Raw genomic sequence first — 12,925 nt, forward strand, 5'->3', positions numbered from 1 at the left:
GAAATTTCCCTATTTTTATTAAAATTCCAACATTATAACTTCCAACATTATAACTTTAACGACTACAAAGTAAAAATTAGGTTTTTAGGAAGCATCTGACTTTTCTTATTCTTGTTCCATTTTTTTCTTTTCTGTTCCATTTTTTCTTTTCTGTTCCATTTTTTCTTTTCTGTTCCATTTTTTCTTATTCCTATTCCATTTTTCTTATTCCTGTTTCTGTGTTTCTAGTTGTCTTTCTAACTGTGTTATGTCCAGCAGTACCCTGAAGAGTGAATTCCTTCCTATGTCCCTTAAATCGACTTCTACGGGCTGGGTCAATGTATCCCTGACAGCTCTCCATTCCTCCCTGAAGATATCAACTATTTCCCATGGACCTGCAGAGCTATCTTTTGCCCTATCACGGGCAAGTTGCAGAAGCAGGTGTTTCTTTTCCATAGGCGTGAGATTTTCTATCCCTTTGACTTCCAGCTCACTTACAGTCGTTTCACCCATTTTGGATTGGACTTCTATTGGCTTTCCTGGCTCATCTTTTATTTCATCTGTTACTTTTCTTTCCATCAGTTCGACCTCTTCACTATTTCAATCCGACTTTGAATACATGATCAGAGCACAGGTCTGAAGGTTCTGGGGTCCAGATGAATATTTTTCTGGCAGTAACTGCATTTTGTCTCAAGGTGGGTCCCTGCAAGAAGCGCTCTTTCTACTTCTTCCTGAGGTGAAATGTACTGCGTCATCTCCTCCCCACAATAGGGACACTTTATCTTCAGCCAGTCAAGCCTTGTCAGTTCTCTCAGGTTCTGTATCAATTTCCCCAGAGCATCCTCATAAGCTTCTGGAGAAAAGACAATGGGCTGCAGGTGACGTATCAGGACAGGCAATTCGACCCCTGTCTCTACCAGTGGAATTATAAGCTGATCTACCCCGACTGCAAAGCCGATTTCCTGATTTACTTCTTGCGACCCTGCCCCTTCCTTTGTGAGAATGGGGATAAAACAATCTGACTGACGAATCCCAAAACGTATCCTCTCACCAGGGGAAAGAATTCGAGCCTTCCTGTACAGGAATGAAAAGCTCTCCAGTTCCACAGCCCAGAGAGCTCTGACAAGTTCCCGAGCAAGTGGTTCATCCTGCTCGCAGTGAGCTATATAAACTTTTGAGATCATAACTGCCGCATTTTATCGAAATTCCTCTATTTCCTTGGTTTTTTATCGTGCTCGATTTCCGGCTCGGGATGAGGTATCGGCTCAGGCGGAGTAACAGGTTCAGGTTCAGGTATCGGTTCAGGCTGGAAAGATGGTTCTCTGTCTTCTTCTGGCAAAATTATTCCCCCCTTATTCATTGATGCCTTTTCGTGATTTCTCAAAAAGTTTATCTGGATTATCTGGTTTCTTTCTTTTAAATCAGGTTTTCTACTGAGTTTTTTAATGAAAATAATTTCTATATCATCCGGAAGTTCAACTACTTCAGAGTTAACAGATCCATGTATTATTCTTTTAATTACCCTTCACACATTGCGTGCACTTATTTTTATTATATCCTCCGAGTCCAGATATTTATTTTGTTATAAATAAGGTCAGCTTTGTCGGCTATAGAAACATAGGAATCTGGCTTTCTGAACTCAAATCACGTAATATAAATTTCAATTATATCTTTAATAAATTCTTAATTGATCCGTTTTTTATGTCTGCAGCTTAAATTGAAGTTTAAATAATTACAAAAATATACTGAATTAAAAGTAAAAGATATCTCAAAAAAATCAACTACGGAATCAATTTGGGAGGGGTATAATGAAAATAAAAGTAAAAATAAGAAATAAGAGCAGAAGCCTGGTTTCTTTATCCTTTATTGCCATAATCATCGTAGTTTTATTTTCATCAGGCTGTGCCGAGCAGGGAGTAAGTTCTCCCGAATCTGACGAGCAGCCAGTAAATTCTGATGGAATCTCTGTTGAAAATTTGACAAATATTGAATGGCAGTGGATAGGTTTCCAGCAGTCCGACAGCCCTGAAAATAGAACTGTAGTGCCGGACCCTGAGAATTATACGCTTGCTTTCTTCTCTGACAACACATACTATGTCAAAGCTGATTGTAACAGCGGCGGCGGGAACTATATTCTGGAGGGGGACAGTCTTTCCCTTGATCCGCCTGTGATGACGCTCATTGCATGCGGGCCAGAATCTCTGGACAATGAATACCTGTCGCTTTTAAGCAATGTAAGTTCGGCAGCTTTTGAGAATGAACAGCTTATACTGCATTCAGGAAGCACAGGTCAGAAGATGTTCTTTATCAGCGGAGGGCGGACTGAACAATCCATTTAATCTAAAACTGACCCTACTTTTTTGTCAATGAGGAACTATGAGCTTTTTTTATGCTAGTAAAACACATTTCCCGTTTAATTTTTCAGAATTAATTTTTAACGACAAATTAATAAAATTATTTATATAAAAACAAATGATTATACGATATAGCAGGCTATTTAAATCAATGTCTCTGGAAGAAGATCTGAAACTATGTGTGGTAGCCATAGCCTGCACACTATTACTTGTTACAGTACCAGAGAATTTAATTCATGTCCAGCTTGATTTTGCATCAAAATATGCGCCTTTATTGGTTTTTCTATTTTATTTATTCTTAAGAGAAGAAGAAAAAAGTAGTCCTTTACCCTGGTATTTTTTAATGATTTATGCAACCGCTGGAATTCTGATTCTTAATATAATTGATTTTTTTTTCTAATGGTACGGTGTAAATTGGATTCTTTTACTAATGGTACGGTGTAAATTGATTATTGTAATTGACTTACTCTTTTCACAGACAGGGATTTCCTGAGACGAGGATTGCCTGTATTCATAGCTTCCACCAATTCCAACAACTTTAAAAACAATGCCTGTAATCAAAACGTTAATTTTAATGTCTGCAGGTCAGGGTTTACATTCCCCTGGTTTATTACTAAAAACCGGGTTGGTTTTTTCAGACTTTAACCTTAGAAGCTTTATGAGAGATTAAAATGGAGCTTGACGAAGTTATAATCACACGGGCAATCTTTGATGAGTATTCCAGAACCTTCCTTGATTACACGGATATCGATGTGGCACTCGTAGGAGGAGGGCCTGCAAACCTGGTAGCTGCAAAGTATCTTGCAGAGGCTGGGGCAAAGGTTGCTATTTACGAACAGAAATTGTCACTGGGAGGTGGCATGTGGGCTGGCGGCATGATGTTCCCGCGCATAGTTGTGCAGGAGGAAGCCCGCCGCATTCTTGATGACTTCGGGATCAGGTACAGGGAGTACCAGCCCGGATATTATGTGGCAAACTCTGTAGAGTCTGTCGGAAAGCTGATTGCAGGCGCAACTTCAGCCGGGGCTGAGGTCTTCAACCTTGTGAGTTTTGAGGATGTTATTATCCGGGAAAACGACAGGGTTGCCGGAATCGTGATAAACTGGGGACCTGTCACGGCACAGCGCCTGCATGTGGATCCTCTCATGATCCGGACAAAATTCGTAATTGATGGCACAGGGCATGATGCGGCTGTGTGCAATACAATTCTCAGGAAGATTCCCAATGCAAAGATTGGAGAATTTGGGTCTCTTGGAGAAAAGCCCATGTGGTCAGAGGTTGGCGAGCGTCTGGCTGTCGATGCAACCCAGGAGATTTATCCGGGTCTGATCGTTGCGGGCATGGCTGCAAATGCCGCAACATGTGCCCCAAGGATGGGACCGATCTTCGGAGGCATGCTCCTCTCGGGAGAAAAGGCTGCAAAACTTGCCCTTGAGAAACTTGAAAAACTCTGATGATTATTCAGGGGAAACATTTAGCTGGATTCGGTACATCCCTGAGGCAAAAAAGCAGAGATCTTCCCTTCCCAGGGAATGGTCTCCTGCCTTTTTCGGCAAAAACTTTATATAAAAAAACTCCATCTATAGCTTGCTTCTATCTTAAGCATCAGACCCCAGTGGCCGGGGTAGGGTAGAGGTCCATCCTGTGGCCCTGTGGAGGCTACGACCCGAGTTCGATTCTCGGTCCCGGCCCTAATTATTTTTCTAAATTCTTCATAAACTTTTAACCAGTCCCTTTATTTTTGTGGCGATTTTGGTTATTACGGTCTTACCTCTCTTTATATCCTTGCATATCCCTTTAATACGATTTTTAAAACCTGTTCGTTTACCAGTACTTTATATCTGGCTGCGCTCTATACTTTCGATTATCAAGCAAATGAAAACAAGAATTGACATGAAAGCACTTATTATAGATGGCTATGTGGACGAACCTGCCTGCCTTGGGGTTCCTCCTTACCTTTCTCCCTATCCACGTTACATGGCAGGCGCTCTCAGGGAACGCGGACTTTCTGAAAAAGATATTCACTATCTGGCCATTGACACCCTGCGGGAAAACCCTCCCGGAGCAGGGGAGCTTGCAAGAAAAGCGGATCTTGTTATCGTTATAGCAGGCATGACTGTGCCAGGTAAATATTTGAGGGCTTCCCCGATCACACTGGGGGAAATTGAGACAATTTTTCGAACTGCACATGGAGTAAAGGTTATAGGCGGTCCTATCAGGCTCGGTTTCAGCAGTGAAGGCGGAAGGGCTGCAAAAGGTACTGAAGGCAAAATAAACCTCTCAGGTGCAGTGCTTGCGAGAATGGACCTTGAAGCTTTTGTTTATGACCTTTTTAAAGACGATGCCAACCGGGTTTCTTCTGCAAAACTCAGAGATCCTGAGACTGTAGAACACCGCTTCAGGACAACAGCCGAAATCGGGCGCTGGGGTCCCGGTGGAGCTTTTCTTGTCAGGCAGCACCCTGATTTTCCTTACTGCATGTGCGAGCTTGAGACCTATAGGGGCTGTGGCAGAGAAGTCCATTGCTCCTTCTGCACGGAACCTTTTTACGGGGCTTCTGACTACCGACCCATCGAGGATGTGATCTCCGAGGTTTCCTCCCTTTACTCCCATGGAGCCCGCTATTTCAGGATAGGTAGACAGCCTGACCTCTTTTCCTATCACGGCATGGATACCGGCGGACCTGTGCCAAAGCCCAATCCGGCTGCTATTGAGAGGCTCTACAGAGGAATCCGAAACTCAGCCCCGGAATTGTCGGTGCTCCATATGGACAATGCAAACCCGATAACCCTTGCAGCTTACCCTGAAGAGTCCGAGCAAATCCTGAAAACCATAATTAAATATCATACACCAGGAGATGTGTCAGCTTTTGGAATGGAGAGTGCCGATCAGGCAGTAATTGAGGCAAATTTCCTAAAGGCATCTTCTGAGGAAGTCTTTGAGGCAATCAAACTTGTTAACAGGTTTGGGGCAGTACGAGGAGCAAACGGGCTTCCTGAAATTCTTCCTGGCATTAATTTCGTGCATGGGCTGATGGGTGAATCCAGGAAAACCTTCCAGCTTAATTATGACTTCCTGAAGCAAGTGCTCGATTCTGGACTGCTCCTGCGCAGGATCAACATCCGCCAGGTCATGGCTTTTCCAGGGACTTCAATATATGGAAAAGACGAGGCTGCAAGGAAGCATAAAAAACTCTTTCTGGATTACAAGGAGCGGGTACGGAAAAATATTGACCTTCCTATGCTTCGGCGTGTTGTGCCCGAAGGGACTGTACTCAGGGACGTAATGTGTGAGGTACATGAAAATGGAGTTACTTTTGGAAGACAGCTTGGGTCTTATCCTCTGTTAATAGGGATTCCTGCTCCCTTGCCTTTGCGGAAATTTATCGACGTAACGGTCACAGGACATGGAATGCGCTCGATTACCGGCATCCCTTACCCTCTGCCTATCAACACCGCTTCTCCCAATCTAATCAGGGAACTCCCCGGGCTTGGCAGGAAAGCTGCGGATCGTATAATTGCCGGTCTTCCCTATACCGACAGAGCTGATTTTCTTAAGCGAGTGAGTGAAGGAGACAAATTGAACCGATTTATTGAGATTTAATTATTTATTAAAATTTGAATTGTTAGAATTTGAGTTGTTGGGCTATCACAGTTGATACATGTATGAATTATATTACAATGTAGATAACTCAAGCAGCTACTTCTAATAAAGGAGATATACAATTTAAAAAAATGTTTGGATTAAATAAGGTAAACTCATTAATAAAGTAAACCCAATCAAATTATACTGCCTTGATTATAACTGTCTCACGAAAATTCATTTCTTCTCGATGACCCCGCAGGCAATCCGCGCCCCACTGTTACCAGATGGATTCGTCATCTGGTCGTCAGGATCGGAATGGATAATCAGCGCAGTGCCGTTGGCTGAGAACAGCGTTGTCGGTCCGGGTGAGAGCGTCACAAGGTCTGTGGTGACGTTCATCTGTCCCCTGCCGTCCTTGCCAACCTTTAGATTGGGCAGGTCACCGGCATGAGGACCTTTAGGGTTATTGAGGCCGTGCTCTTTACCCAGAGGATTATAGTGTCCGCCAGCAGAGGCGAAGTCTGGTCCGGTACAGTTCCCTTTCTCGTGGATATGGATTCCATGCATGCCCGGCGTCAGGCATTTTACGTTGACATTGATGCGGACAAGCCCATCACACTCCTCGGTAAAAGTTGCCAGTCCTACAGTATTGCCCTTTGCATCTTTCATGACAGCTACGGCACTATTTGTGGTGTTTTCACGGGCATAGACCGTAGTCGCAGATATCAATGCTGCCGAAATGATCAGTATTGTTATCAATCCAGCTCTCATAGTTTGTTCCCCCCAGAAAAATGATTATCTTGACGTAAGAGAAGTTTGCCTGCTAAAATCCTGGATGATAAGATAATGGCTTCCTTTTCTGTAACGGTTGATGCAGGACGCCCCATCTCAGTTCCAATCCATTGCATATGCCCAGTCTCCGTTCCAGAATCGGTATAACTGCAGTAATAATATACCATCTGAATGCCGGATGTCTGCAATTCGAAGAATGTCTGTTAGGCATACGCCTAAGAAAAATAAATGTATTATACTATAAATTAATTATTATAAATATTAAATTTATAATCTAATCCCAGTAAGCGTTTTATTCATAATCTTTTGCTCTGATTGTGCTCCAGGTGTTCTACTGAATGTCCTGAATCAGTACTGGCGCCTACTAAAAATGGAAATTATCCGGTCTCTACCGGATGCTGAAGGCTCAATTTATCATTGTTGGGCTCAGAATTCGCCCAGGTTTCAGGTGACTTTTTACAGTGCTTTTTATATTCGTATTTTCTCAAGATCTGTCATTCCAATAAACACATATTTATTCAATCAAGAATTATTTTTATTCGGGATCTTTGGAGGGGTTCTTTGAGGGGGATTTTGTTAAGCAAAAGCGAGGAGAATTTATACAGGGTAAAGATTGCTCTTCAACTCAGTTTCATCGTCTGGGTCATGCTTGCAATTTTCATGTTTTATGCTACTTTTGAGGCAACGACCCGAATGTACGGTACTTTTCTGCTACTATTTATGGTAGTCATTTTCACTCCTTTCCTGCCAGATGGGGCAGGTTATGAGGAAGGAAAACCAGAGTAGCAGGGCAGATAAACCTGATTTGTAGTTGCAGGGCAGATATACCTGATTTTTTTCTGTCAATCCAGCTGTTTGTGAAGACAGCTCTCAAAATTTTACCTTTTTATAAAAATTCTCTTTATTATCTCAGTCGTTTATCTAGTCGTAACTGAACTGCTCTGTACTTCATGGCATAAGGAAAAGTAGAACCTCTAAACTTTCTTCTCATTGTTTGTTCTGTTCTTAGTGTTACTATCTCTTAGTACCTGACTGTTTTTTAGTCAAGCATCCGATACTCTTAAAAGTGCAGCTAGTTCTTTTCCTTCGCTTCCGAGGGTTGAGAGTTCCCTGTAAATCTCCGACTTCTCAAGATATTTCTCGGTCCTGATCCCGACTGGCTCTTCAATTTTTATGGTAATTTCCCCTTCGGTATATCCCCTCTCAAGGCACTCTGTTACCAGTTTTCCGTATATTGAGGCAATTAGTTTCAGGCAGTCAAAGATTTTATTCTCCTCAACTGCATTTCTCCCGTCAATTGTTATACGCCTGAGACTTTCCGACCCCACAGATTCTCTGAAAAAATTTTTTAGCTTTGATATGAATGCATCGACCGAATTCTTGTTTAATGCGGCTGCCAGATCTGGGTCCCGTGTAATCTCGTAATCTCTGTGCGCAATCAGAAAGGCTTTCTCATCCGATGAGATTATGAACCTGTTTTCCGAGTCTTTGTCTTCAATAACAGCTCTCAGGTTATTTCCCTCATACTCGATATTCGTTATATAAAAATCGGATACATCGAAGCTTTTTACTTTCTTCTCTCTGGACAGAATTCCACTCTTTGCCCAGATCGGCAAAGAAAGGTTTTGCAGGTCTTTTACCTTCAGGGTGTCCTGTGTAAAAAGAAGGTCAAACTCATACTGCATGTTCTCAATGGAACCAATATGCTTTCCCCTCAGTACCTTATCCTCAATATACACATAATATGTATTTTGAGCTCCATATATGCTGTCTTCGAAAAATGGACCGAGAACTGAGAGTATCCTTTCATAAAGCTGCTGTGTCTCCATAAGATCCAGTTTATTCTGCCGGTCAAGCTCCGCAAGTTTTTCATTTTTCATCTCCAGCGCCGCGCTTGAGGAGGTTTCTAATATCCTTTTCCTGAGCTCAAGAATCTCAGGTGCATCGATTCCGGCTGTACGGCTTTCAATATAATCCCTGATATCCTTCTCTAATCTATTGATTTCTTGAATTCTCCTCTCGAAAACTCCAAGCTTTTCTTGGTTCTCTTTTTTTATTTTGATAGCTGACTTTTCCAGAGGTATGACTTCCTTTGAAATCTTTATAAAATCCTGTAGGTCACCAATAAAATCTCTCTGGATAGGAAAATCCGTATAATCCTGAAAAGTATATCGAATTTTAAGCCCCCCATTCCTTCCGCATAGAAAGCGTTTTTATTAAATTATGTTTTTCCGGACTTTAAGCTTGTGAGTTTAAATTTTGAAAATTTATGCTCTCTAAGAATCTCTATTTGCGAAATTTTACAATCATAAGATAATTTATCCTTTGCCGGACGCTCTGAGCTTTTCTATAAACTGACATAATATAATCATTTCTATCTTTTACTGTCTAAGTAATTTCTATGGAATAACCTGAAGTTTCTTTTTATAACTATCTAAATTTAATTACTCTATTCTTTTAGAAAGATTTATATCAGTTATTGTGTAATCTTAGCTATATTATCGTCACAAGATAATATACAGAGATATGTGCACCGCGTCAAAACATTATGTTTGCCGTTGGCGAAATTTCAGTTTGTGACGATTTACGCCTTGCGGTATTGGCACGTATCTCACGCACAGACTGATAGTTCAGAACTGGCACAAAAACAGGTTCAATAGCCTCCCTGTATGCAGCAAAATCCTTTGAGGTTATTGCTTGCCGCATCAGGATCTAAATGTTACCGCACTTCATCCAAAAACGAACTATGGAGAAGTGTTGAGTTCCTTGTAATTGCACATATCAAATTATCTCAACTCATTTATATTAAGGGGGTTTGATTGAAAAATTGGGGGTAAAATATAAACTGCAATTGCCAAATAGTCTTAACTTATTTATTAAATGAGTGTCCCACTAACTCATAATTCATATACTGTTTGGAGGAAATATTTTAATAGCTAAGATTTGCTATATCTTTCAACATAAAAATTTTATTTAATAAGATATAATATTCAATGTTTAATCTGGAACAAAATGGATATTAGAGGTAAGGTGCAGAACATGAAACGAATAATGAAATTTAGTGTGCTGCTCATGATATTTCTACTCTTTGGAATGGGGAATGCACTTGCTGCAGAAACAAAGAGTATTGCATTACAGAACATGAGCGCTAATATCACATACGACAAAACCGATGTTGTACCGGGAGATATTGTAAATATCACCGTTGATTTCAATACGTCTGTCAAGTACGCCAATATAGCAATTGACAACTCTTCTGGTTCACGTATATTGAACAATGTGTCAATGGAAGGTTTGGCAGCAGATAATTCATTTGCTTACAACAACTATACCATCCCACCGGACATAATAAGTGGTCCTCTGGCTGTAAACATCTATGCGTTTGATGCAGAAAACAATCCGCTGCTGGATGGTGAACCTGTAAAAGACCCTGAAGCATTTAAGTTTGATATTGATAGATATCTAGACATTGATATCGGATTCAACGACACCGGTCCTTTCATACCGGGAAAAATTGTAAACATCATTGCCAATTTCAGTAAACCTGTCGATAAAGCCAAAATATTGATTAAAGAAGGTGGTTTTCCTAATGCCAGTAATGCAAGCCTAGTAGGCACTACTCCAGTGACTGAAGCTGAGATGTATCCAATAGGTGACGATGGTAAAGCCTTTGGTTATGACTATGAGATTCCACAGGACATAAGTGGTCCTTTAGACATAGATGTCTTTGGCTATGACGAGCTCGGAAATTTACTGGGTGATAAATCTTTCCCTGGCGGGATTAATTTTGATCCGAGCTTTGATTACTGGAGCCCACAATTTAAACTGGTTACACCTGAGTCAGAGTTTGCCAATAAGAAATGTGTAAAGTTCAATTTCAGTGCTTTTTACTATGACTACAGGTCTAATGATATTACCTACACTTTCGAGCTCAATGGTATCCAGAAGTTTAACGGAGTTTTGAAACCCGGGTCATATAAGCAATTTGAGCTTGATCTGGCTGACGGCAAATACACCTGGGAAGTCAAACTGAGGGACGAACAAGGAAACATAGGTGGCAGTGGTCTCAGAACTCTGTATGTGGATACAAAATGCCCCACTGTGAAACTTGTTTCTCCTGCAGACTGCTACAAAGAGGTAATAGGTCCTGAAACTAAATTCAACTTCATCTGTGAAGATGAATTAGCTGCTCAGTATAAAGATGATCTTAAGCTCAAATACACACTCTACATAGATGGAAAACCTGCTGGAAAATATGACCAAATTCCTGGCTATGTTCCCGGGTATAACTATGATGAGGATGACTATGGGCAGATTCCCTGGGATCAGATATTCCCCGACGGTATTCCATGGAATGAACTATTCCCTGGTATGTCCTTGGATGAACTATTCCCTGGTATGTCCTTGGATGAACTATTCCCTGGTATTCCTGAGGGTCAAATCCCTGAAAATGGTATTCCTGAGAGTGGTATTCCTGAAGAATATTGGGATGACCTGTTCCCAGATGATGTAATCTCCGGGGCAGTTGTATCTGGAGATTCAGTCACCGAGAAAATCCACCTTGCAGATGGCGCTCACAACTGGTCGGTTGAAGTTGAGGACGCAGCCGGAAACAAAGCTAAAAGCGAAGTCCGGAAATTCTATGTCAGCCTCGACGGACTTGTAGTCACTCTCGAGAAACCTGACGGAGGATACGTCACCTCAACCCCGACATTCATATTCAGAGTTGAAGGAAAGAATGGAGAAGGAGCAGGACTGCCTTTCCACTACAAGCTTCTTATTAACAACACACAGGTAGATTCAAGCTGCGATGAAAAAGATAAGAATGTCTGCAGTGGAGTTTCCTGTGAAGGAGGCGCTTGCGATGAATGCGATTTCCTTGTTGGTGCAGACAACTATTCAGTAAAAGCGTCGGTGAAAGACGGGGAGCAGGTATCCTGGACGGTACTCGTTACTGACTGTACAAGCGGCAGGACTTACCAGCCTGATCCGAAGTACTTCTCAGTTGACAGCAAGTGCCCGGCTCCTGTGGCAAACCTGACTGTTGAAGACGCACTTGGCCTTACTGATTGGTTCTTAGTGAGAGATTATCCAGGGTTGATGGTTAGCTGGAGTGCAAACACCGAAGAAGATCTTGACTCTGACGAGCCATATGAAGTTTACATCAGCACATCTAAGCCGACTTGCATTGAAGATATGAAGAAGGTAATCATAGACGGGTCAGAGACTCACACAGATGGCACAGACACTCCAAATCAGAAATTAAAGAGTTCAGAAGATAAGAGTGTATACTATCTGTGTATTGAAGCAGTCGAAGGTAAGGACCTTGTCTTCGGCAAGGACTACTGGGTAGCTGTTATTGCTCGTGATAAAGCCGGCAACTACGATCCTAAGTTTGCCATGTGCGGTCCTGTACAGACATATGAAGATATGACCATCACGCTCGAGCAGGGCTGGAACCTTAAATCCGTGCCGAAGAGACTTATTGATTCAAAGGCATGTCCTGAAGATGTCTTTGGCGCTGGTAACTATGTTATCTACTGGAACGGCTCATGCTGGGAAATTCCAAAAACAATTGAACCTTGCAAGGGCTACTGGGTCTATGCTAAACAGCCTTGCGTGACCAATGTTAAGTTCAAGGGAATGGCTTCTGACAGCGCTAACCCAGATGTTCCAGCTTCTCTGACTCTGAGCCGTGGATGGCACATGATAGGTCACACCTCTTCATACTTTGCACCCTGGTCAACAGCTCTGGCTTCGCTCAATGAGTTCAATACCGATAATGCTCAAAACTACAAGTTCTCCAACCTCATAACTTTCCAAAATAATGAAGGTTGGGGCGGCATAATCCCTGGTGCGAGCGCTGTAAGCGGAGTTGCCAAGTACGTCGGTGAATCAGATCCCAGACCAGTCGGAGCACTTGAGACTGATAACTGTATGGTTCCCGGACAGGGCTACTGGATCTTCATGAAGAGTGAAGGTACCTACGCATCCATAGAAAACTCGTACAAACCGAATTTAGGTCAGGATGAGGGAGGTTTTAATCCGTTTGATCCGTCTACATGGCCAGAAGACTTTGACCTGAATGATCCATCTACTTGGCCAGATGGCTTTGATTTGACGGACCCATCCACCTGGGGAATCTTCTAAGTGGGTGTAATTTCAGAACAACTGACTGTTCAGCCTCTGCAGGCTGAACGGTTTTTTTCTTTTTG

Annotated in this window: 12 protein-coding genes and 1 tRNA gene; 7 read left to right on the plus strand and 6 right to left on the minus strand. The window is 42.1% G+C overall.

The genetic code is table 11. The annotated features are described in order from the left end of the window. Positions 1 to 204: 204 nt before the first annotated feature. From MSTHT_RS00275 to MSTHT_RS15270, 3 genes are read right to left on the minus strand one after another with little or no spacing between them, the layout of a single operon-like run. On the minus strand, positions 205 to 558 hold the full coding sequence (locus tag MSTHT_RS00275) for a hypothetical protein (RefSeq protein ID WP_048166082.1): 354 nt from the start codon (positions 556 to 558) through the stop codon (positions 205 to 207). A gap of 44 nt (positions 559 to 602) precedes the next feature. Next, positions 603 to 1,163, minus strand: coding sequence for a TIR domain-containing protein (locus MSTHT_RS00280; protein WP_048166083.1), 561 nt, complete (start codon positions 1,161 to 1,163; stop codon positions 603 to 605). 26 nt (positions 1,164 to 1,189) lie between these two features. Further along, positions 1,190 to 1,318, minus strand: coding sequence for a hypothetical protein (locus tag MSTHT_RS15270; protein ID WP_259274580.1), 129 nt, complete (start codon positions 1,316 to 1,318; stop codon positions 1,190 to 1,192). A 469-nt stretch (positions 1,319 to 1,787) separates the two neighbouring features. On the opposite strand from MSTHT_RS15270, the gene MSTHT_RS00285 reads away from it, so the two are divergent. The 5 genes from MSTHT_RS00285 (at position 1,788) to MSTHT_RS00305 (ending at position 5,936) form a co-directional block, all read left to right on the plus strand. Continuing rightward, positions 1,788 to 2,318 carry an META domain-containing protein gene (locus MSTHT_RS00285; RefSeq protein ID WP_048166084.1) on the plus strand — a complete coding sequence of 177 codons (531 nt, stop codon included), beginning with the start codon at positions 1,788 to 1,790 and terminating at the stop codon, positions 2,316 to 2,318. Between the two features lie 166 nt (positions 2,319 to 2,484). Then, a complete protein-coding gene (locus MSTHT_RS00290) occupies positions 2,485 to 2,733 on the plus strand; it encodes a hypothetical protein (RefSeq protein WP_048166085.1) in 249 nt (82 codons plus the stop codon). Positions 2,734 to 3,004: 271 nt separating this feature from the next. After that, positions 3,005 to 3,787, plus strand: coding sequence for a sulfide-dependent adenosine diphosphate thiazole synthase (locus MSTHT_RS00295; protein ID WP_048166086.1), 783 nt, complete (start codon positions 3,005 to 3,007; stop codon positions 3,785 to 3,787). A gap of 164 nt (positions 3,788 to 3,951) precedes the next feature. Continuing rightward, positions 3,952 to 4,024: transfer RNA gene (locus MSTHT_RS00300), tRNA-His, on the plus strand. Between the two features lie 202 nt (positions 4,025 to 4,226). Beyond that, the gene (locus MSTHT_RS00305) at positions 4,227 to 5,936 is read left to right on the plus strand and encodes a radical SAM protein (RefSeq protein WP_048168252.1); all 1,710 of its coding nucleotides are present in this window, start codon (positions 4,227 to 4,229) and stop codon (positions 5,934 to 5,936) included. Between the two features lie 216 nt (positions 5,937 to 6,152). Here MSTHT_RS00305 and MSTHT_RS00310 read toward each other — a convergent pair whose 3' ends face one another. After that, positions 6,153 to 6,647 carry a superoxide dismutase family protein gene (locus tag MSTHT_RS00310; protein WP_231588116.1) on the minus strand — a complete coding sequence of 165 codons (495 nt, stop codon included), beginning with the start codon at positions 6,645 to 6,647 and terminating at the stop codon, positions 6,153 to 6,155. A gap of 636 nt (positions 6,648 to 7,283) precedes the next feature. On the opposite strand from MSTHT_RS00310, the gene MSTHT_RS00315 reads away from it, so the two are divergent. After that, positions 7,284 to 7,496: a hypothetical protein gene (locus tag MSTHT_RS00315; RefSeq protein WP_048166088.1), complete on the plus strand. Its 213-nt coding sequence runs from the start codon at positions 7,284 to 7,286 to the stop codon at positions 7,494 to 7,496. A gap of 257 nt (positions 7,497 to 7,753) precedes the next feature. Here the strand turns inward: MSTHT_RS00315 and MSTHT_RS00320 are convergent, their stop codons facing one another. Next, the gene (locus tag MSTHT_RS00320) at positions 7,754 to 8,590 is read right to left on the minus strand and encodes a hypothetical protein (protein ID WP_231588117.1); all 837 of its coding nucleotides are present in this window, start codon (positions 8,588 to 8,590) and stop codon (positions 7,754 to 7,756) included. A gap of 658 nt (positions 8,591 to 9,248) precedes the next feature. Continuing rightward, entirely contained in the window at positions 9,249 to 9,416 is a 168-nt protein-coding gene (locus MSTHT_RS14195; protein WP_156149683.1) for a hypothetical protein, read from the minus strand. A 306-nt stretch (positions 9,417 to 9,722) separates the two neighbouring features. On the opposite strand from MSTHT_RS14195, the gene MSTHT_RS13610 reads away from it, so the two are divergent. After that, entirely contained in the window at positions 9,723 to 12,860 is a 3,138-nt protein-coding gene (locus MSTHT_RS13610; protein ID WP_052721778.1) for an Ig-like domain-containing protein, read from the plus strand. The last annotated feature ends 65 nt before the right edge of the window (positions 12,861 to 12,925 follow it).

The sequence above is a fragment of the Methanosarcina thermophila TM-1 genome, from assembly GCF_000969885.1.
In the GTDB taxonomy this organism is placed as follows: domain Archaea; phylum Halobacteriota; class Methanosarcinia; order Methanosarcinales; family Methanosarcinaceae; genus Methanosarcina; species Methanosarcina thermophila.